Genomic DNA, 21595 nt, shown 5'->3' with positions numbered 1-21595 from the left:
AGCTAGGGTGGGGCGCTTGCGCCTCACCCAGATTAAACAATTTATTGGTTGCTTTTTCCCCTGGTAAAGGAACAGCTAATGCCCGAAGGTGTAATGAAGGCTTGGTTAGAGTCTTCCCATTTAAGTGGTGCTAACGCTACTTATATTGAAGAATTGTACGAATTATATTTAGAAAATTCACAATCTGTATCGGCCGAATGGCGCGATGTATTTGATTCTCTCCCTAAGATTGAAGGTTCGAATGTTGAATACAAACATTCAGCCGTCCGTGACGAATTTAAAGAACTAGCAAAACAGCCTGCTCGCAATGTCATTGTTTCTGGTGGTTCTGACGCAAGACAAGTAAAAGTTTTGCAACTTATCAATGCCTATCGCTTCCGAGGCCATCAAAACGCCAATATCGATCCGCTCGGTTTATGGCAACGTGATAAGGTAAGAGATCTTCAATTATCACACCACGATTTATCTGAAAACGACTTTGATAAAGAATTCAATGTCGGCTCATTCGCCATTGGTCAAGAGACCATGAAGCTAGGCGATTTATACAAGGCATTACGTAAAACCTACTGTGGCAGCATTGGTGCAGAATACATGCACATGACCTCAACGGAAGAAAAACGTTGGATTCAAGACAGACTAGAGTCTGTGCAGTCACAAGGTCAATTCACAGCTGAGCAAAAAGAAGAAATCCTTAAGGGATTAATTGCTGCTGACGGTTTAGAAAAATACTTGGGCGCAAAATTCCCAGGTGCAAAGCGCTTCTCACTTGAAGGTGGTGACGCGTTAATTCCTATGTTGAAGGAATTAATCACTCGTGCAGGTACTCATGGCACCAAAGAAGTTGTCATGGGTATGGCTCACCGTGGTCGCTTAAACGTTTTAGTAAACGTAATGGGCAAAAACCCGAACAAACTATTTGACGAGTTTGCCGGTAAGCACGATGATTTAGTAGGCTCAGGTGATGTGAAATATCACATGGGTTACTCATCAGATTTTGTTACGCCTGGTGGCAATGTTCACTTGGCACTAGCGTTTAACCCTTCGCACTTAGAAATTGTTAACCCTGTAGTGATGGGCTCTGTACGTGCTCGTCAAGATCGCCGCGAAGGCAACGACGGTGACTCAGTACTTCCAATTACTATTCACGGCGACTCTGCTATTGCGGGTCAAGGTGTTGTTCAAGAAACCTTTAACATGTCGCAAGCGCGTGCTTTCACGGTTGGTGGTAGCATTCGCATTGTCGTGAATAACCAAGTAGGTTTCACAACGTCTAAGCCAGAAGATACACGCAGTGGTGAATACTGTACTGAAATCGCAAAAATGGTACAGGCGCCAATTCTTCACGTTAACTCTGATGATCCAGAAGCGGTTATCCTAGCAACGCAAATCGCATTAGACTTCCGTAACAAGTTCAAGCGTGATGTGGTAATTGACTTAGTTTGTTACCGCCGCCACGGTCATAACGAAGCTGACGAGCCAAATGCAACGCAACCGTTGATGTATCAAAAAATTAAGAAACATCCAACGCCACGTCAAATTTACGCAGACAAGCTAAACACTGATGGTTCTATTCCTGCAGCTAAGTCTGAAGAGCTAACAGCGTACTACCGTAAGCTATTAGACGAAGGTCAATGTACTGTAGAACAATGGCGCCCAATGACTGAGCACTCAGTTGACTGGAGCCCATTCTTAGGCCACGACTGGGATGACGAATATGACCATGAAATTCCGGTTGAAAAGCTAAAAGAGCTAGCAACAGCAATTTCAAGCTACCCAGAAGATCACCCAGTACACTCTCGCGTTAAGAAAGTGTATGACGATCGCCAGAAAATGGCGGCCGGTGAGAAGCTTCTTGATTGGGGCTTTGCAGAAAGCTTAGCTTACGCTGCTATCGTTGATGGCGGTGATCGCGTTCGTATTACAGGCCAAGATGCTGGTCGTGGTACTTTCTTCCACCGCCATGCGGTATTGCACAATCAAAACGATGCAAGCACCTATTTGCCATTACAAAATGTACGTGAAGGCCAAGGTGAATTTGATGTTCATGACTCAGTACTTTCCGAAGTGTCAGTACTTGCCTTTGAATACGGTTACACAACGGCAGAGCCAAATGGTTTAACCATTTGGGAAGCGCAATTTGGTGATTTTGCTAACTGTGCACAAGTGGTATTTGACCAATTTATTTCATCTGGTGAACAAAAATGGGGCCGTTTATGTGGCTTAACCATGTTGTTACCTCATGGCTATGAAGGTCAAGGCCCTGAGCATTCATCAGCTCGTTTAGAGCGTTACTTGCAGCTTTGTGCAGACCACAACATGCAAGTATGTGTGCCATCAACACCAGCACAAGTATTTAACATGTTACGTCGCCAAGTGGTACGTCCAATGCGTCGTCCATTGGTGGTCATGTCACCTAAATCACTACTTCGCCACCCGTTAGCCGTTTCTTCGTTAGAAGAATTAGCGACTGGCGAATACAAAAATGTGATTGGTGAGATTGATGACAACATCAAGCCAGAAAATGTTGAGCGCGTTGTATTCTGTAGCGGTAAAGTTTACTACGAATTGCTTGAGCAACGTCGTAAGAACGAACAAACCAATGTTGCAATTATTCGTGTTGAACAATTATACCCATTCCCAGAAAAAGAGCTTGCTGCTGAATTGGAACAATACAGCCACGTTAAGCAATTTGTCTGGTGTCAGGAAGAGCCGCAAAACCAAGGTGCTTGGTACTGCTCGCAGCACCATTTCCGTGCCACAATTCCTGAAGGTACATATTTGACTTATGCCGGTCGTAAAGCGTCTGCAGCGCCTGCGGTAGGTTACATGTCTGTCCATGTAAAAGAACAACAAGCGCTAGTAACCGATGCGCTAAATGTAGAATAGACCCTCTTTTTTTAAAGAGAATATTAAAGAGTGTGTAAGGAATAAATTAATGACAACCGAAATTAAGGTTCCCGTTTTACCAGAATCAGTTGCCGACGCAACAGTTGCAACTTGGCACGTACAAGTAGGTGACAGTGTCACTCGTGATCAAGTACTGGTTGATATTGAAACAGATAAAGTAGTACTTGAAGTACCAGCAACTTCTGACGGTGTGATCACTGAAATTAAAGAAGTTGAGGGCGCAACGGTTTTAGGTGAACAGGTAATTGCTATCTTGGCAGCTGGTGCAGCAGCGGCAGCTCCAGCAGCAGACGCAGCGCCAGCACAAGCAGCTCCTGCTGCTTCAGGCAAAGTAATTGACATCGTAGTACCTGTACTACCTGAGTCAGTTGCTGATGCAACTGTAGCAACTTGGCATGTGGCTGAGGGTGAGGCGGTATCACGTGACCAGCAATTAGTTGATATTGAAACGGACAAAGTTGTCTTAGAAGTGGTTGCTCAAGAAGACGGTGTGATTGGTAAAATCATCAACGCTGAAGGCGACACAGTATTAGGTCAGCAAAAAATTGGTGAACTAAATGCAGGTGCAACGGCATCAGCAGCACCAGCGGCGGCGCCAGCACAAGAAGAGCAAACATCAGGTGATGAAATTGCGTCACCATCAGTACGTCGATTAATGACGGAAAAAGGCTTATCTGCGAGCGACGTGAAAGGCACTGGCAAAGGCGGTCGTATCACGAAAGAAGATGTTGAAGCAGCGGCTAACAAGCCTGCAGCAGCTCCAGCAGCAAGTGCGGCAACGGCGACAGCAACAGCTGGCGCGGCAGCAGCATTAGGTGAGCGTAGCCAAAAACGTGTGCCAATGACGCGTTTACGTAAAACTATCGCTAATCGCCTTCTTGAAGCGAAGAACTCAACAGCAATGTTAACTACGTTTAACGAAGTTAACATGAAGCCAATTATGGACTTGCGTAAGCAGTACAAAGACGTATTCGAGAAAACTCACGATACGCGCTTAGGCTTTATGTCGTTCTACGTGAAAGCTGTAACTGAAGCATTAAAACGCTTCCCTGCGGTTAATGCGTCAATCGACGGTGACGACATTGTTTACCACAACTTCTTCGATATCTCGATTGCCGTATCTACGCCACGTGGTCTAGTAACGCCAGTACTTCGCGATGCTGATCAATTAAGCATGGCGGGTATTGAAAAAGGCATTAAAGACTTAGCAATCAAAGGTCGTGACGGTAAGTTAACGATGGACGATATGCAAGGTGGTAACTTCACTATCACTAACGGTGGTGTATTTGGTTCACTACTTTCAACGCCAATTATCAACCTACCGCAAACAGCTATCTTAGGTATGCACAAAATCCAAGATCGCCCAATGGCGGTTGACGGTAAAGTTGAAATCTTACCTATGATGTACTTAGCACTTTCTTACGACCACCGTTTAATCGATGGTAAAGAGTCTGTAGGTTTCCTAGTAACCATTAAAGAATTACTAGAAGATCCAACGCGCCTATTACTAGATATCTAATTTTTAGGTATTAAAGCTTTAGATAGCTAACGATGCGATTGAACCGAGCTGTTCAATCGTAAAACTAGTAAGGAATATAAAAGCCGCTTTTTAGCGGCTTTTTTGTGCCCGTTTTTTAGCCGTCGTAATTTATGGCGTTATTGATTTTGTTATACCGCTTATGTATTCAGGCAATGTGTTTGGGATCTGCTGCTAGGCTGTAGTTTTAAGATACAGAGACAACGCGCAGAGTATTTTAAAGTGCTTTTTTAAAAACCAAGCAGCATAGAAAAAATAGGCTAGAGTTATAAGCACTGCTTGAAATGTGTCGGTCGGTTTATCAGCAATAGTGACCTTATTTGAGTGATTTTAGCGGCTGAATTTAGCAGCAATTTAGGTGAGTAAATTGTATCGCTATTAGGCGGCAGATTTGACCGTAAACTCAAATGAAAAGGGGGGTTTAATCCCTTTAGTTTTATCTATATAATCACGACACAATTATAATCGTTTAGTGCATTTGCTCAATGTCGTATTTTTTAGCAAACGTACTAATCTCCACTCAAATAGTAATTGGAAAAACACCATGAATTTGCATGAGTATCAAGCGAAACAACTATTCGCTGAATATGGTTTACCAGTTTCTGAAGGTTTCGCTTGCGATACACCTCAAGAAGCTGCCGAAGCTGCTGACAAAATTGGCGGCGATATGTGGGTTGTTAAGGCACAAGTTCACGCTGGTGGCCGTGGTAAAGCTGGCGGTGTTAAGCTAGTAAAAACCAAAGAAGAAATTAAAGAATTCGCACAACACTGGTTAGGTAAAAACTTAGTTACTTACCAAACAGACGCAAACGGTCAGCCAGTTGCTAAAATCTTAGTAGAAAGCTGCACAGACATCGCTAACGAATTATACCTTGGCGCTGTTGTAGACCGTGGTTCTCGCCGTGTTGTATTCATGGCATCAACTGAAGGCGGTGTAGACATCGAAACAGTTGCTGAAGAAACTCCACACTTAATTCACAAAGCAGCGATCGACCCATTAGTAGGTCCTCAAGCTTACCAAGCACGTGAATTAGGTTTCAAACTTGGCTTAAACCCAACTCAAATGAAGCAATTCGTTAAGATCTTCATGGGCTTAGGTAACATGTTTACTGATCACGATTTCGACTTATTAGAAATCAACCCGCTTGTAATCACTGAAGCTGGTAACCTTCATTGTCTAGACGGCAAAATCGGCGTTGACTCAAACGCTTTATACCGTCAGCCAAAAATCCGTGAAATGCACGATCCTTCACAAGAAGATGAGCGTGAAGCACACGCGGCACAGTGGGAACTTAACTACGTTGCACTAGACGGTAACGTTGGTTGTATGGTTAACGGTGCTGGCCTTGCAATGGGTACAATGGACATCGTAAACCTTCACGGTGGTAAGCCAGCTAACTTCCTAGATGTTGGTGGCGGCGCGACTAAAGAACGTGTAGCAGAAGCATTCAAAATCATCCTTTCAGATGACAACGTATCTGCAGTACTAGTAAACATCTTCGGTGGTATCGTTCGTTGTGACATGATCGCTGAAGGTATCATCGGTGCTGTTAAAGAAGTGGGCGTAAACGTTCCTGTTGTTGTTCGTTTAGAAGGTACTAACGCTGAAGCTGGTCGTGAAGTACTAGCTAACTCAGACGTTGATGTAATCGCTGCTGAATCACTAAAAGACGCTGCTGAGAAAGTAGTAGCTGCTGCGGAGGGCAAATAATGTCTGTATTAATTAACAAAGATACTAAAGTTATCTGTCAAGGTTTCACTGGTGGTCAAGGTACTTTCCACTCAGAGCAAGCTATCGCATACGGTACGCAAATGGTTGGTGGTGTATCACCAGGTAAAGGCGGCCAAGAGCACTTAGGTCTTCCAGTATTCAACACAGTACGTGAAGCAGTAGAAGCAACTGGCGCAACAGCAACAGTTATCTACGTACCAGCACCATTCTGTAAAGATGCAATCTTAGAAGCTATTGATGCAGGTATCGAGCTAATCGTTACGATTACTGAAGGTATCCCAACGTTAGACATGCTTGACGTTAAAGTTAAGCTTGAAGAAACTGGCGTTCGCATGATTGGTCCTAACTGTCCAGGTGTTATCACGCCGGGCGAATCTAAGATCGGTATCATGCCAGGTCACATCCACAAGCCAGGTAAAGTAGGTATCGTATCTCGTTCAGGTACATTAACTTACGAAGCCGTTAAGCAAACAACTGATGCTGGTTTCGGTCAGTCTTCATGTGTTGGTATCGGTGGTGACCCAATCCCAGGTACTAACTTCATTGACGTGCTAGAAATGTTCGAAAACGACCCACAAACTGAAGCAATCGTAATGATTGGTGAAATTGGTGGTACAGCTGAAGAAGAAGCTGCTGAGTACATCAAAGCAAACGTTACTAAGCCTGTAGTATCTTACATCGCTGGTGTTACTGCACCTGCTGGTAAGCGTATGGGTCACGCTGGCGCGATTATCGCCGGTGGTAAAGGTACAGCTGACGATAAATTTAAGGCTCTTGAAGCGGCTGGTGTTAAAACTGTTCGTTCATTAGCTGATATTGGTACAGCGCTTAAAGAGAAGACTGGTTGGTAATCGACCTTTCTTTTTGAAAGTAATTTGAAAAACCCGCCGAATGGCGGGTTTTTTGTTATTGATTGAAATAATTCTCTTTAAGTTCTTCACATGCACCATCTATCCCAGGAAACATAGAGCCTGCGGTAATTCCCATATATCGTAGGTCTGACATTGCCTCCTCTCGTTGATTAGCTGGAATATCTATAGCTTTAATAAAGTCGATACCATAATCTTTCCCTTTAGTTAAAAGGTAATGTTCAATATCACTAATATTACTTACCGTAGTAATCGCTTGCTGTGGCACCAGTCTGGGATTGTTAATCGAAATAAAGTCCATTACAGATAGATGGGGAAACGGAGGATTAAGTATTTGAAATTGTCTCAATACATCTTGCCACTTTGTACTATCAAAAATATAAACTCTAATTTTTTCCGTTCCGCTGTAGCCAATTGGCCAATCCCTAAATGCAAAAAACGCAGAAACATATGGTGAATGTGACCAATCGAGCAGTGGTGTTGGATACCCATGATGTTGAAGAAGGTTTATAAATGCACCGTTTTGTTCTGCTTTATTCAAATCGAAGAAGTGTTCCGTTAGGGAACTCAACCTTTTGTGTAGTATTTGAACATCATTGTTTAAAAAACTATCGAGACAGTACCTATTCCTTCTATGAAAAGAAGTTTGTAGTTTCCAAGGTTTCATTTGCCCTCTGAATAAAAATTTATTCTTGCTTAAACTAGATACGTAGCTTTTAAAGTCTGTCCAAGACATTTCGGAACCAGTAATCCGTGACGTCTCTGTATAGTTTGGTTGTAATAGCTCAGTCTCAACTTGAATTCCTTCTTTAGTGCTCGCAGTAATAGTTAATGTATTGTTCTTACACTTGAAGTTAGCTTGTATTGATTCAGAGAAAAACGTACCCGAAGGGTAAATGTTTTTTATTTTTGTCCAGTGTGTTTCATATAAAGAATATGGGTCGACAGGATTCGCTCTTATTGTAATGGACTGCTCATAAGCTTTGTCTGGAGTTTCAAAATAGCCCACAGAAATAGGTAAGCTCATTATATTTTTAGGAACAATATTTATAATTCCACGATAGTTTTTATCCAACTCATCTATATTTACAATGACATCGCCATCTGAGTAAATTGATTTATTTATGCTGGTGTATTCACCTAGCCACTGGCCTTTCATATTCGTTTTTATCTCAGTATTTTGTTGAAATTTTAATTTACCAAATCAGACTGTTAACTTTAATTGATGTAGGTAATTACTCGCTCGATTATTTGTTAAGTAAGCTGAACCTAGTATTAATGTCGCCAAGCAAAATACTTTCTGGTTTTGGTAAATCTCTCCAATTTAATTGTCGCGGTGGCGACAGCACCCAAGGAGACGCTCGCGCCGCAGTCCCCTTGGAACCCCATGGCGCTGCTACAAAATGTTTATTCTTCCTGATTAATAAATTTGTTGAGCTAGCGCTATGAACGAGCATCCATGCTCTACATAGCTTTACTGGCGTCCTGCCAGCAATAGCTGAAATTTATTTATCATCCAGACATTTTGCCAAGCAGACTAACGGTTCGTTCTATCTTGGTGATTAATGTCGCTTGCAGGGTAACGCAGGGAGAAGTTGCCGAAATAACAAAGAGGCAAACAAGCGCTTTTTTCCTCTTGAACAAATGGGGTCAGATCCGAATTAACACGAGTGAATCTAAACATCAGAGTCATTGATTTGTTGAAATACTTAAAGGCTTTGGTAAGTATATCCAATTTAATTGTCGCGGTGGCGACGGCACCCAAGGGGACGTTAACGCCACTGTCCCCTTGGAACCCCATGGAGCTGCTGCCAAACACTAATCTTTCATAAATAATCCGATATTCGATGTAACAGCTGTAAAGCACATTCATGTGCTAACAGCTTTTGCCTGCATCCATGCAGGCAATACATGAATCGATTTATTTATTTCAGGCGTTTGTTAAGCAGAGTAATGCTTAGTTTAGGTTTAGTGATGAATCTGGTTGTTTAAGTGCGGTATGACGTTTTATTTACTAGCCATTGTTGAAAATAAAATGGGTCTCTAATTCAACGCCATTTCCCATTGAAGCGGTTTGATTATCTGCAAGTAAAGCGTTTTGCGATACGAGGCAGGAAGCAGAGTACTGATGTTGGTGCATGGACGCACCATTATCAGGTATCGCAAATAAGCACTGGCAGGTGATCAAAGGATTCCGCTTCGCTGGGCACCGAGGGAGTTGTTAGAGGGAAACGGTGTTATTTCCCTCTGACGTGTCGTCGTCACCGCGACAATAGAGTCAGAATTAACAATCAAGTTATAGAGTATTTATCTAGAAAAATACTTTTCGATCTAAATATAGTTTTTGAATTCAATTGTCGAGGGTACTCGACGGCACCCCGACAATTTACTAGAAAGTAATTGCTGACGAGAAAGTACTTCCACGATCGGTTTAAACAATTAAATGGGCGTGAAGATCTAATTACAACTAAAGCACTTAAACGGGCTGGTGTTGGAACGGTTCGTTTATTAGCTGATACCGGCTAAGAATTTACTCCAATTTACTGAAAAAAATACATTTTGTTAAAGTTAAAATTATAGTTTGTTGGGGATACCCCTTAACTCAATATTGAGTTAAGGGGGAATGTCGCCTTTATTCTGGAGCGTTAGCGAGATCTTGGCGTAAGTTTCTCGAAGCAAAATAGAAGTGGCAAATAGACCAAAAGCTGATAATTGGTAAGAGATATAACATGGCTAAGCCAAGTGATTTGTCACCGTGTGTTGCTGATAAAATATCACTTAAGAAGCCAATTGATGATGGCCCAAGACCAAGGCCGATAATATTGATAATTAAGAAAAATATTGCCGATGACACCGCGCGCATTCGCAAACCAACTAGACTGTGAATGGTTGCGACAACAACACCTAAGTAAATGTTACCGACAAAAGCGGGTAAAATTAGACTTAACAGTGCAACATTTTTATCGGTAGCGATACAAAATGAAATTAAAAATGGCAATGCTGTTAACGAGGCTAAACCCGGTAACCAGGCATACCAACGTTGATCTTTCTTGGCGAGTTTATCTGCTAGTACGCCACCACTAAAGACCCCAATAGCACCACCAACGCCGATAATTAGCGCCAGCCAAATGCCAAGTTCAGTGGTTTGCATATTGTAATTTCTGATCAGTAGTGACGCCGACCAACTTGCTAAACCGTAACTGACAAATGCGGTAAGGGCTGACGCTAGCGCAATATGTCGAAATGACAAACGGCTAAACAGCAAGCTGATCACTTGCTTAAAGGTGGGCGCTTGTTCGGTTGATGTGCGGTTTTCGCTCAAACCTCTAATGGGTTCTTTTAGGGTCATACGCACTATGATGGCAAGTAAAATACCCGGCGCGCCAACCACAATAAAAGCAACGCGCCAACCGTACAATTCGTTAAGCCAGCCGCCAAGCAAAAAGCCAAATAACACACCAATATTGGCGCCTGTTGCATAAAAACCTAATGCGCCCGCTCTGGCATTCGGTGGAAAAATATCTGAGATAATCGAATGTGAGGGAGGACTACAGCCCGCTTCACCAACGCCCACACCGATACGGGCGAGTAGCAGGTGAACAAAGTTTTGAACAAATCCACTAACTGCGGTCATTAGACTCCAGACAAATGTGGCCAGTGAAATAATATTACGGCGATTGCCGCTATCGGCCCACTTGGCAATTGGAATGCCAGCGAGTACGTAAAAAAGTGCAAACGAGAAGCCTGTTAGTAATCCTAGTTGCGTATCAGAGAGACCAAGATCGGCTTTTACGCCTTCTTGCAAAATAGACAGTAATTGTCGGTCAATAAAGTTAAAACTGTAAACGATAGTGAGTAGGCCTAATGCGTAATATTTTTGTCCTTTAGTGGCGTAGCTCACTTCTTTGGTCGGCGCTTTTGCGCCCAGATGCTGAGTGTTCGTTTGCGTCATTGTTCCCTCTTCAGGTGGTTATTATCATTATTTGGCGCGAATTTCATACTCAAGCGATAACATCGATAAGTCAACAGTTTAGTTAGACGATTGTTTACAGCTTCATCGTTTTTTGGTGATAAGACGAACTAAATTAGGTCAACTTCAAATCAGTAATGCTTAACTGCCTTTCGTCCCGATTTAGCTTTGTTTCTTGTTACGAATGCTACCTTGATAGAACGATAAATTAGTAATAAGTGAGCAATAAAAGAGCAATAAATGGGGCGGCATCTTATTAGAAGTGTCTGGTTTCCAATGATATTAATTCAGCTGCGATCTCCAATTACTAAAGGAGCAACTCAGAGAGCAGTTGCCTGAATTTGAAGGAGGGAAACAATCGGTTTTTCCCTCCTTCTTGCAGCGGCTAACGCCGCAATAGAATCTGAGAGTTTAATTATTCTTACTGCTTATATGCACTAGCTCAAGAAATAGCGCTAGGTATTACTGAGGAGAATTCTCCCATGGGTTTTTGGGTGGAGTATGCCCTTTATCAACTTTAGTTCTTTGCTTATGCGACTTTTTCTTATCGTTGAAGCTACCTTTATCCTTTGGCGTTAGTCTAGGCACCGGCGCTTGGCCTGCAATCAACATTTTAGGCGCTTTTGGCTTTTGATGAGCAGGGATTATTCTGTCTCTAGGCGGGATTTCAAATTGATCATCTGGGGCTTTGGGTAGGTTTTTAAATTCGTATAAATAGAAACGTTCTATTTTTTCTCGTGCCCATTCGGTCTTTTTGAAAAACTTAACACTGGACTCCATACTTGGGTTGTTTTTAAAACAGTTAATTCGCGTATATTCGGCCAATATTTCCCACCCGTAGTGAGATATTAACTCTTCTAATAATGTTTCGAGTTTTAAACCATGTAATGGGTTATTTTCGTAAATTGACTGTTCGCTCATGAAAGTGACTAATTGATAAAAACTAAGGCTATTATAACGGTTAATCACTTCATTCAAAAAACAGAATTCAGTAAAAGAAGTAAATAACGTTAGATAAGAATTAAGGGCGTTGGTTTGCGGAGCATATAAAAAATCCGCAGTTGGTTGAAGCTGCGGATTCTTAATTATTCATCAGAGAGGTAGATAGATTGCTTACTTTTCTGCGGCTTTAGCTTTCGCTTTTTCCCAGCTTACATCGGCGTTTTCAATGTAGTATGCCGTGTCTTCTAACCAGATATCACGAACTTTTGGCGTGTTGTTCAGGTATAACTTACCGTCAACTAGGCTAAAGGCTTCTGGGTCTGAATCAATGATAAAACCATTTGATAAGCCGTATGCACAGTATCCGCCGTATTGTGGCGCGTATTTTACTGGGTCAGCGTCAAATTTCGCTTTATTTTCAGCAGACGCAAAACGCCATACTGATTCGTTGTAAAGTGAAGTAAATTGCTCGTTACCTTTTACCGCTTTTTCTTCGGTGTGATAAGCAACAACGTCGTAACCACCAATAGCTGCCCCTTCAAGAGTTAGCACTGGTGTTGACGGTACAGTTGCACAAGCAGTTAACAACAAAGCAAATAATACGGGTATTACTGATACAAGTTTACGCATAAGAATTCCTTTAAAATGTAGTTACTTAATCCTAGACCTTAAAATTCAAAAAACCTATTCAAGAATATTTATTTGTTTTGCTGATATTGGCAATTTAGTTGTTGATTGTTTGGGAGTTCGGCGCGGGTTGCAGGTGTTTTTATCTTGATAGGCTTTCTACCTTGCTTTACATACTAGGCTTTGCTGTTTTTGTGAGAGCAATCAAGTAAAATAGCAGCCAATTAAGATCCTTAAAAGGCCAGCTATGAAGCGCGTTGTTCTTTATATTTCAGACAAATGCCCACATTGTCGTGAAGCACAAAAATACTTAGACGATAACGGCATTAAATACCGATTAACCAATGCGAAAATGCAGCGGGGTAGAAAAGAGTTAGATGCAATTGGCGCGCGCTCTGTCCCTGTGCTCAAAATTGGTAATGAGGTGATGATAGGGTGGAACCTTAAGAGCTTTAAAAAGCTCTATGGCGCTGGGTAATTGAGAAAACTCGGAATAAATTATCAATCACGTTAATTTATCGATGATTAGCGGTTAAGGCGAGTAGTGTCATAGTTCAAAGAAGAAAAAAGAAAGGGAAGCCAATGCTTCCCTTTTTATGTCTCTTTGATGATTATGTTGAGCTCTGTAGCGCTGCACTAAAAGCACAGCGCATTGCAGGCTTAGCGCTAACCTTATATCTGGTTTACTACTTAGCAGCTTTGAGTTTTTTAATCATCACCTCTTGCGCCTCTTGCGTGTCTTTCTTGTATTTCTCAAACCACGCCAATGTATGCTCAATTTTAGCGATCATGCGCGATGGCTTACCAGCAATACCGTGCGGTGAACCTGGCACTTTCACCAAAACGGTATCTACCTTACGCAGTTTTAATGCTTGATAGAATTGTTCAGTTTCTGCCATTGGTGTGCGTAGATCTTCTTCGCCGGTGATCAACATGGTTGGGGTGGTAACATTACCAACCAACGACATTGGCGAGCGTTGCCAGTAGTGCTCTACGTGCTCCCACGGCATACCAGGGAATTGGGTTGGAATTTGCAGTAGACCACTGTCAGCGGTTAGCACTTTACTAAGCCAGTTAATCACTGGTTTAGCGACTAGGGCAGCATTAAATCGGTCGGTTAAACCAATCGCGTAAGCTGCGGCAATACCGCCTGCTGAACCACCGGCGATAAACAAGTTTTGGTCATCAACAAAGCCTAAATCAATCATGGCATCAACACCTGAGTTGTGATCGGCAAAGTCTTCTTTTGAACTGTATTTGTATTTGAGCAACATGGCAAAGCGCTCACCGTAAGAGCTACTGCCACGATGATTATCATAAAACACGACATAGCCTTGTTCAGCAAAACGTTGCAGTTCTGCAGAGAAATGAGGGCCATAGGCAAGGTGAGGGCCACCGTGTATTTCTACGATTAATGGATATTTTTTATTGGGGTCAAAATTTGGTGGGGTAATGTACCAGCCTTGAATCGGCTCACCATCAAATGACGATTTATAGTTAATTTCATGCACTTCACCTAAGGTTTTATGTGCTAGTAAATCTTCATTTAATTGCGTGATTTGGCTAACTTTCCCTTTTTTCGAAACCACCGCAACATCGGCTGGACGCAGCGCATTACCGTGTGTAAATGCAATAGTACCTGAGCTGTTGGCATCAAATTCGCCGCTGATATAAGGGCGACCTAAAGTGGTACCTGTAACCGTATCTGTGAGGTCTTTTATTTTGCCTTTGGTAGTAATAGTTGCAACTTTTCGCTTACCAAAGTCATCATAACTAAAGGCTAATTGCGATGCAGATAACCATTTAGGGTTTTGAATGGAACGGTCGAAATCTTCAGCGATAAGTTTGCTCGATTTATTCGCCCAATCCATCACATTTAATTTGGCATTTCGATATGGGTTAAGCGCATTTGAGGTGGATAAATAGGCGAGGCTCTTACCGTTATCTGAAAACTCAGGATTGAATTCACGACCGGGTACATTCGTTAGTTGGCTAAGTTCACCGTCAGTAACATTGACCGCATATAAATCGCTTTCTAGGCGTTTATATTCCCAATCTTTACTTCGGTTGGCGGAGAAAAGAATTTGCTTACCATCTTGGCTCCATTCAAGCTTGCCGCTGTGATGATAGTTACCACTGGTTAGTTGGCGAGGCGTGCCGCCATCAGCGGGGATCACAAAAATATGCTGGTAACCAGGCTCGACGAGTCCTCGGCCGTCAGCTTGGTAATAGGCTTGGTCGATAACCGTGACAGGTTTTGACCATTTCGCACCTTTTGGTTTTTTCGGCATTTTGACAAGCGAAGTGCGTTTGTCTTTCACCTTGTGATGGTAAGCGAACCATTGGCCGTCAGGCGACCAAGTTAAATTACTGATATTGCCCTGAATTTGGCTAACTAAAGCGGTGCGATTCTCTTCAAGATAGTGCACATGTATTTGACTAGAACCGGTTAAATTGCTGATAAAGGCAATGCGTTTGCCATCTGGCGACCAAAGGGGTGAAGAGTACTGTTTGTGATCAGAAAACAGCGGGACTTGAGTTTTGCTATCAATATCAACCAACCACAAATTTCTGTTTTTGCCGTCGGTCATAATATCGTTTGAATTTCGAATATAGACCAGTTGCTCACCATCAGGTGATACTTGTATATTGCTGGCGTATTCCAATGAAAAGATATCTTCTGCCGTAAAGGTGTTAGCTGCCATCACCGCAGGGGAAGCTACCAAAGATAAGGCAATGGCAATTTTGCCTAGCTTGTTAACCATGTTGTCACTCCAATCGTTTTTATTGTTTGCTTTGGCTGTTTCGCTCTAGCTATTTTACTTGAACCTAAAAAGGCCAAAGCTATCGGTCAAATATGCCGATATTCCAGTTACTCTGCAACGAGAATACGTTAATCAGTAGATAAGTTTAGACGACTAGTATTGTTTACAAGTTAAGCCCGCAGCACGGCCAACAAGCCTCTTGCTAACTTTGCAGATAAGCTCTGCTATGCTGAAGTCAATTGCTTGAATTCCGGCGTTTTACTTTTCGTGGTTAACTCTTTTACCGCTTTTTTAAATTCGCCACGTAAGTGAGATTTTAAATGCAAGGTTACCTGTTTTACCGGAATATCTTTTAACACCGCAAACATGGCCAAACAATACACCATTTCATTTTCGGGCAATGCCACTTCACGATTAGCGTACTTGTTGTAGCAACTGCCGCAGCCGCCTTTAAATTGATAGGCTGTGTTGGCAAACATCACTCCAAATCCTAAAAAGCTTGCGACTAAATCTATCGCTTGTGGCAGAAACTTTTCTCCACCGGGCGGGGTAATACCTTTTTGAGCGATTAAGATGGCGGCAAAAGCTTGGGCATATGAAGCCACCAAATCTTGTGGCTGATTAATTTGATTTGGGTTGTAGCTGACATAGATATTGTTATTCACATTTTGACTTGCGCTTTGGCTGAAGTCTTTGGTGAATACCTGTACTTTGTCACCGCGAATGGCCTCACCAAAGTGCAATTTGGGCATTTGTTGATACTGCGGGTTTTGCTGATAGGCCATTGGTGAAATTAACTTGATTGGCCAATTTTTCATACCTGCATAGGCGAGCGTTTTCTCAAATACTGACGCTGCCATTTCCTCAATGCTGGATACTTTACCCGGATAAAAATCGCTGGTTGGCAATATCAGCTGGCTATTGTTTCTAAACTCTTGGGCGTCAAAATGGGTGAGTGCCCAATGGTAAGTATCGAGAATCCATAGTGTGGTTGAGTCGTCTAGATAGGGTTTAGTTTGGAAAAGTGATAACAGCATAGGGTAACTTTGAAAATTCGCTTTTGAACTAGATAAATTAGCACTTTACTTTATATCACTCTAGGTAATTTCACTTTAGCTAAGTTAATTTCATTGGGCTATGCGCAAGCCATTAACGAGTCGCCGAGTAATATAAAGTCATTAAGATTTGATTCACTAGACCGAGAAACTGCCTAAAGTATTCGCTACTCTACTATTTCCCTAATTTATTAAGCGATAAGTTTACCTTCAAAGCTAATAAAAAGACCTAACAATTGCAATCACGGCAGTAATTGCGCTTAACACCAGTATCCAGCGCTGCGCTAAATGCGCTTTGACAATGCCTTGGAATTTAGTGGAAGTATATAAACCTAGAGCAACACCGGGTGTCGCAATAGCAACGATTTTTAGTGTTTCAAAGGTTATTTCACCAATACTGGCAAGCGTAATAATCGCAACGAAATTTAAAAACAAGAAAAATGCGGTTAAGTTGGCGATAATATTTTTAATCGCGCCATGCTGGTAAAGCAGGGCGATTGGCGGGCCGCCCACAGCCGTTAATGTGCCCATAAAGCCTGAGGTAAAGCCAGCAATAACATTGTTGCGTTTATTAACCTTAGGCTTAAAGCCGAGCAGTGAAATTAGTACTGCTGTTAAGATCAACAGCCCAAAGAACAATTCAAACTGATCTTTCGTGGCAATTTTCAATACTAACCCCGCCAGAACTGTGCCGACAAAGCCACCTTTCATTGCCCAAGACACTTGATCAAACTGTAAATGACTTTTGTCTCTTACCATCATCATAAGGGTGAGTACGGTAGAAATTAAAATCAGCGGTGCGGGCACCAGTGTTGGGCTGATTAAAAACAGTAAAGGAGCACAGAACATTCCGACGCCATAGCCTATAAGTCCTTGCAGTAAGCTGCCAAAGAATACCACTAGGTTAATTAATAATAAGGTTACTAGGTTATATTCCATCGATCGTATGTTTTAGGTTAATGTTCAATTTTAGTATCTGATTTGTGTGACTAAACCAACAGCGTTAGGCTGCGAGCTTTGCCTTGCGCAAATGCAGTATTCGCATTTTGGTTCGAGATGTCGTGACAGCCTCTTATTATATGCAATTCAACGATTGAATCTGTAAGATTGTGTGACTTGTGAGCACTTTTATCTGTGAATTGCATTAGTGGCGAAATTATTAAGCGATATCGCCTGTCTACTGTTCCACTTTTATGTATGTGTGAAACAAATCTATGCGGAAAAAACGATATGAATTAGTGTTTTGAAGACGCATTGAAAGCGCTAACAGGTATGATTTGAATAAATACTCAAAAAATTTATAATTTGCAACTCGTGTTCAAGTGCTAGTGTGCTCAATGGCAATTAAGTACTGGACTGTCGTCATTTAAAAAGTGTGATGGATATATAATGGATTATCCTTGTAGTTCTACTTTAAAAGTTGTTGTTCCTTTGTTATTGGCATCGTCAGTAACTTCTTTTCAACTGCATGCAAATACCCCGTCAGAAATGGCTGACATGAGTTTGCAGCAGTTACTTTCGCTGACCATTGAAGATGCAGCTACGTTAAATAAACGTTGGCAAGCAAGCGTGTTATATAAACAAATGCGTTTAGATGGTTACATGACTGGTAGCACCGACTTGAGCAATGAAGAGGTGTTATTTCGTCCTGTAGAAGTTCGCACTGACAGTAACTACCCGATATTACCAACCGTGATTACGCAAGAAGCAGTGATCTCACAGCTGGCTTATCGCATCGATGAAAATCAATCGATTGGTTTATCCATTCCACTGATCCGCCAAAGTACAGATCATATCAGCATTGTGCCCAGCTACCCTGAATTTACCATTGATTCACAGGGGTTAGGTGATTTGGCAATTGATTATAAAGCAGTGTTATTCCGTGATTTAGCGCGTCAAATTACCTATTCAGTTGGTGTTTCATTGCCAACCGGATCGATTGATCAAAAAGGGGATACCCCAAGGGCTGCTGGTGACCAACAGCTGCCTTATACGATGCAGCTTGGCTCGGGTACTTGGGACTTTGTCGGTGGCTTAGGCTATCAGCACACGCTTGGAGATTGGCGCTTGGGTGCTGACTTATTTGTAAAACTAAGAACAGGTAAGAACGATCGCGATTACCGTTTAGGTAATCGATTTGCGTTATCTACTTGGGCACGCTTAGCAATCAACGATAGCGTTCAGCCGTTTGCCAAAGTTAGTTATCACGATTGGGGCAGCATTAATGGCCGTGATGATGAAATAACGGTACCAGGTCCTTTCCCTTATCCCGCCAATATTACGAATCCGAATAACTATGGTGGTCGCCAAGTGAATACGGCGGCTGGCGTAGAGTTTACGTTAGCAGATCATACAATTTCTTTGGAATATAGCTTGCCAGTTTATCAATCGCTAAACGGTGTTCAAACCAAAGAAAAAGGCAATGCGGCAGTGCGTTGGCAAACTGAGTTCTAATTATCACTAATTTTATACGGCACAACGCTCGCTATTTCATGTTTCAGTTAATTACTCAACGCTTTCAAAACGTTAGGTTAGCAATATTCGCGTTAATTTTAGCGCTAGCACCGCTGACGCACTCAAGTGCTAATGATGAAATTAGCACAAAATATCAGGTAATGGCTGGCTTCTTATTGCAATTACCTAGCTATGTGCAGTGGACAGATAACTCTAGTGAAATTCACTTGTGCTTAGTCGGTGACGATATGTTTGGTGGCTTTATTGATCAGGTACTTGCCGCGAAAGTGGCAAAAGGCGCATCAACTAGTATACAAATTCATCGTATTTCACAAGGCGAGAGCCTTGAACGATGCCACCTTGCTTTTTTTAGTGGTTTGCCAAGTGCTGAATATCTGGCCACACAACAGCGAGTATTGCTTGTCGGCCAACATGAAGACTTTATCGATGCGGGTGGAATGGTGAACTTCTATTTGGCACAAAGCAGGCTAAAATTTGAGATTAATTTAGCCAAAGTGAAGCAGCAAGGGCTCGCAATGAGCTCTCAACTGTTAAAACTAGCGAAAATTACTGGACGATAAAGGAACGAGATTGTGTTGTCAGCAGTGCTAAACAAAATTCGACGTTTATCCATTCGCTATAAGTTGAGCCTTATGATGATGCTCATTAGCATGATTGTGCTAACCAGCTCAACATTGTTTATTTACCGTCACGAAATTAAGCAGATAGAAGCGTCAGAAATTAGTACTGTGCAAATACAGGCATCTTTGATAAGCGCTACGATTGAGTCTGCACTTGCCTTTAACGATCAGCCAACCGTGCGCGATACCCTGCGGTTAATCAACAATAAGAACGGTATTGAATACGTCGCAGTATTGCTTGCTGACAATACTTTGTTTGCCGAATCTGATAAAAATACCCAGCTAAAGCCGGCGACACTAAACCTCAACAATAGCCCGATGATGATGGCAAACTACTTTGATGTGGTTGAGCCAGTAACACTTGAAGGTGAATTGCTTGGGCATGTGTATATTCGCGCCAATGTTGACAAAATTAACGATAAACGAGCGTATTATCAAAAGGTTATTCTGAGCGTTTTGCTATTGAGTTTACTTTTGACCTACGTGCTTGCACGGCTGTTACAGCGGATTATTACTGTACCGTTGGCATCGATGGTAGAGCACGTAGAACAAATAGGTGAGAAAAAAGATTATCAAGGGCGACTTAGCTTAACGAGCCAAGATGAGTTTTCAACCCTAGCCAATGGTTTTAATCATATGCTTGATGTCGTGCAAGAGCGCGAAGACAAGCTAACGCAACACAGTGACAATCTACAAAAATTAGTCGATGAGCGCACCAAGCAATTGTATACGCAGGCCAATTTTGACTCGCTGACTCAGTTGCCTAATCGCCATTTGTTGATGGCACGACTAGATGACGCGATTTCAAGGGCAAAAAGTAACGGCCATCAGCTTGCCGTGCTATTTATGGATATTGATCGCTTTAAAATCATCAACGATAGCTTAGGGCATAACGTCGGCGATCAACTATTGCAGAAAATAGCCAGTCGCTTGTCTCGACTAAGCCAGCAAACTTGCAGAAGCTCTGATGTGGTGGCACGACTTGGTGGTGATGAGTTTGTTTATTTAATTGAGCAGTTGCCCCATGAAGCAGAGGCAACGAATATTGCTCACTTGATCAATGAACTGTTTGCTCAGCCAGTTAAACTGCAAGACAGGGAGTTGCACGTTAGCACAAGTGTTGGTGTGGGTATTTACCCCGAACATGGCGAAGATAGCACAACACTGCTGAAAAATGCTGATGCCAGCATGTACTTCGCTAAAGCGAAAGGCCCTGGCAACTATAGTTTGTATAACAAGGACATGAATGTATTGTCGTACAAGCGGCTTGAGCTTGAAAATAATCTTCGCAGTGCGGTAGCGAACAATGAATTTTATCTCGTGTATCAGCCTCAGGTATCCCTGAGTAATGGTGGCTATCGAAAAGCAGAAGCCTTGTTGCGCTGGCACAATCCTCAACTTGGCAGAGTGAGCCCTGCTGACTTTATCCCTGTCGCGGAAGAGATTGGTTATATTAATGAACTTGGCAAATGGGTCATCGCGAGTGTTTGCCAACAGCTTAAAAAATGGCGTGAACAAGACGTTACCGACTTAGTGGTCGGCATAAACATTTCTTCTAGCCACCTACTTGCGCCTGACTTATATCACTTTATCCAAGCACAAGTGAGCCGAGCTGGGATTGGTTATCATCAGCTAGAGCTAGAAATTACTGAAGACGTGTTTTTAGACCATTCAACCACAACCATCATTCAGCTAAAGCGATTACAAGCGCTAGGTATTCGCATTGCCATAGACGACTTTGGTACTGGCTATTCTTCGCTACAGTATTTGAAAAACCTGCCCGTTGATACCTTAAAGCTCGATGGTATGTTTGTGAATGACTTAGAGGAAAACGAGTCAAGTCGTGGGATCGCCTGTTCTACGATCTTGCTTGCCCATAGTTTGAAGTTAAAACTGGTCGCTGAATGTGTAGAGAACCAAGCACAGCTAGATTTTCTCAGCAAACACGGCTGTGACTTTGTTCAAGGCTACTATTTGCATCGACCGCTAACCGCTCAGCAGCTTACCGAAACCTTCCTAGAAAAGTCTTTGCTAACCGAGGCCTAGCAGAAATTCGTGTGAACTGGCAGTGCATGGAAATTAATGCCTGTTAACGA

General features: G+C 42.3%; 15 protein-coding genes. 8 read left to right on the top strand and 7 right to left on the bottom strand.

The window, feature by feature from the left end:
* Window positions 1-78: 78 nt before the first annotated feature.
* The 4 genes from DXX92_RS11805 (at window position 79) to sucD (ending at window position 7027) form a co-directional block, all read left to right on the top strand.
* Window positions 79-2886, top strand: coding sequence for a 2-oxoglutarate dehydrogenase E1 component (locus DXX92_RS11805; protein WP_116000623.1), 2808 nt, complete (start codon window positions 79-81; stop codon window positions 2884-2886).
* A gap of 49 nt (window positions 2887-2935) precedes the next feature.
* Window positions 2936-4426, top strand: a complete 1491-nt coding sequence (gene odhB / locus DXX92_RS11800) for a 2-oxoglutarate dehydrogenase complex dihydrolipoyllysine-residue succinyltransferase (protein ID WP_116000622.1) — start codon at window positions 2936-2938, stop codon at window positions 4424-4426.
* A 562-nt stretch (window positions 4427-4988) separates the two neighbouring features.
* Window positions 4989-6155, top strand: a complete 1167-nt coding sequence (sucC, locus tag DXX92_RS11795) for an ADP-forming succinate--CoA ligase subunit beta (protein ID WP_116000621.1) — start codon at window positions 4989-4991, stop codon at window positions 6153-6155.
* Complete coding sequence (gene sucD / locus DXX92_RS11790; protein ID WP_116000620.1) at window positions 6155-7027, top strand: succinate--CoA ligase subunit alpha; 873 nt, start codon at window positions 6155-6157, stop codon at window positions 7025-7027. The genes sucC and sucD overlap by 1 nt, the downstream gene beginning before the upstream one ends.
* A gap of 55 nt (window positions 7028-7082) precedes the next feature.
* Here the strand turns inward: sucD and DXX92_RS11785 are convergent, their stop codons facing one another.
* The 4 genes from DXX92_RS11785 to DXX92_RS11765 all read right to left on the bottom strand — a co-directional run bounded on the left by DXX92_RS11785 (window position 7083) and on the right by DXX92_RS11765 (window position 12587).
* Window positions 7083-8204, bottom strand: coding sequence for an FRG domain-containing protein (locus tag DXX92_RS11785; RefSeq protein WP_116000619.1), 1122 nt, complete (start codon window positions 8202-8204; stop codon window positions 7083-7085).
* Window positions 8205-9677: 1473 nt separating this feature from the next.
* A complete protein-coding gene (locus DXX92_RS11775; RefSeq protein ID WP_116000617.1) occupies window positions 9678-10997 on the bottom strand; it encodes a spinster family MFS transporter in 1320 nt (439 codons plus the stop codon).
* 480 nt (window positions 10998-11477) lie between these two features.
* Window positions 11478-11936: a VF530 family DNA-binding protein gene (locus tag DXX92_RS11770; protein WP_116000616.1), complete on the bottom strand. Its 459-nt coding sequence runs from the start codon at window positions 11934-11936 to the stop codon at window positions 11478-11480.
* A 192-nt stretch (window positions 11937-12128) separates the two neighbouring features.
* Window positions 12129-12587 carry a YHS domain-containing (seleno)protein gene (locus DXX92_RS11765; RefSeq protein WP_116000615.1) on the bottom strand — a complete coding sequence of 153 codons (459 nt, stop codon included), beginning with the start codon at window positions 12585-12587 and terminating at the stop codon, window positions 12129-12131.
* A 244-nt stretch (window positions 12588-12831) separates the two neighbouring features.
* Between DXX92_RS11765 and DXX92_RS11760 the strand changes: the two genes are divergently transcribed.
* On the top strand, window positions 12832-13062 hold the full coding sequence (locus tag DXX92_RS11760) for a glutaredoxin family protein (RefSeq protein WP_116000614.1): 231 nt from the start codon (window positions 12832-12834) through the stop codon (window positions 13060-13062).
* A 208-nt stretch (window positions 13063-13270) separates the two neighbouring features.
* Here DXX92_RS11760 and DXX92_RS11755 read toward each other — a convergent pair whose 3' ends face one another.
* The 3 genes from DXX92_RS11755 to DXX92_RS11745 all read right to left on the bottom strand — a co-directional run bounded on the left by DXX92_RS11755 (window position 13271) and on the right by DXX92_RS11745 (window position 17343).
* A complete protein-coding gene (locus DXX92_RS11755) occupies window positions 13271-15349 on the bottom strand; it encodes a S9 family peptidase (RefSeq protein ID WP_116000613.1) in 2079 nt (692 codons plus the stop codon).
* A 224-nt stretch (window positions 15350-15573) separates the two neighbouring features.
* Window positions 15574-16383 (bottom strand): hypothetical protein, encoded by an 810-nt coding sequence (locus DXX92_RS11750; protein ID WP_116002403.1) that lies wholly within the window; start codon window positions 16381-16383, stop codon window positions 15574-15576.
* Window positions 16384-16620: 237 nt separating this feature from the next.
* Entirely contained in the window at window positions 16621-17343 is a 723-nt protein-coding gene (locus tag DXX92_RS11745) for a sulfite exporter TauE/SafE family protein (RefSeq protein WP_116000612.1), read from the bottom strand.
* Between the two features lie 450 nt (window positions 17344-17793).
* On the opposite strand from DXX92_RS11745, the gene DXX92_RS11740 reads away from it, so the two are divergent.
* Genes DXX92_RS11740 through DXX92_RS11730 form a run of 3 tightly spaced genes read left to right on the top strand, consistent with a single transcriptional unit; the run spans window position 17794 to window position 21545 of the window.
* Window positions 17794-18858, top strand: a complete 1065-nt coding sequence (locus DXX92_RS11740; protein WP_116000611.1) for a transporter — start codon at window positions 17794-17796, stop codon at window positions 18856-18858.
* A 38-nt stretch (window positions 18859-18896) separates the two neighbouring features.
* Window positions 18897-19439 (top strand): YfiR family protein, encoded by a 543-nt coding sequence (locus DXX92_RS11735; RefSeq protein WP_116000610.1) that lies wholly within the window; start codon window positions 18897-18899, stop codon window positions 19437-19439.
* 12 nt (window positions 19440-19451) lie between these two features.
* Window positions 19452-21545, top strand: coding sequence for an EAL domain-containing protein (locus DXX92_RS11730; RefSeq protein ID WP_116000609.1), 2094 nt, complete (start codon window positions 19452-19454; stop codon window positions 21543-21545).
* The last annotated feature ends 50 nt before the right edge of the window (window positions 21546-21595 follow it).

The sequence above is a fragment of the Thalassotalea euphylliae genome (assembly GCF_003390395.1).
GTDB lineage: Bacteria > Pseudomonadota > Gammaproteobacteria > Enterobacterales > Alteromonadaceae > Thalassotalea_F > Thalassotalea_F euphylliae_C.
This window is presented reverse-complemented; position numbering and strand designations above follow the sequence as displayed.

Coding starts and splice junctions, on each gene's coding strand:
- DXX92_RS11735 (WP_116000610.1), top strand. CDS start 18,897: ATGTTTCAGTTAATTACTCAACGCTTTCAAAACGTTAGGTTAGCAATA.
- DXX92_RS11765 (WP_116000615.1), bottom strand. CDS start 12,587: ATGCGTAAACTTGTATCAGTAATACCCGTATTATTTGCTTTGTTGTTA.
- DXX92_RS11770 (WP_116000616.1), bottom strand. CDS start 11,936: ATGAGCGAACAGTCAATTTACGAAAATAACCCATTACATGGTTTAAAA.
- sucD (WP_116000620.1), top strand. CDS start 6,155: ATGTCTGTATTAATTAACAAAGATACTAAAGTTATCTGTCAAGGTTTC.
- DXX92_RS11760 (WP_116000614.1), top strand. CDS start 12,832: ATGAAGCGCGTTGTTCTTTATATTTCAGACAAATGCCCACATTGTCGT.
- odhB (WP_116000622.1), top strand. CDS start 2,936: ATGACAACCGAAATTAAGGTTCCCGTTTTACCAGAATCAGTTGCCGAC.
- DXX92_RS11745 (WP_116000612.1), bottom strand. CDS start 17,343: ATGGAATATAACCTAGTAACCTTATTATTAATTAACCTAGTGGTATTC.
- DXX92_RS11785 (WP_116000619.1), bottom strand. CDS start 8,204: ATGAAAGGCCAGTGGCTAGGTGAATACACCAGCATAAATAAATCAATT.
- DXX92_RS11805 (WP_116000623.1), top strand. CDS start 79: ATGCCCGAAGGTGTAATGAAGGCTTGGTTAGAGTCTTCCCATTTAAGT.
- DXX92_RS11775 (WP_116000617.1), bottom strand. CDS start 10,997: ATGACGCAAACGAACACTCAGCATCTGGGCGCAAAAGCGCCGACCAAA.
- DXX92_RS11740 (WP_116000611.1), top strand. CDS start 17,794: ATGGATTATCCTTGTAGTTCTACTTTAAAAGTTGTTGTTCCTTTGTTA.
- DXX92_RS11755 (WP_116000613.1), bottom strand. CDS start 15,349: ATGGTTAACAAGCTAGGCAAAATTGCCATTGCCTTATCTTTGGTAGCT.
- sucC (WP_116000621.1), top strand. CDS start 4,989: ATGAATTTGCATGAGTATCAAGCGAAACAACTATTCGCTGAATATGGT.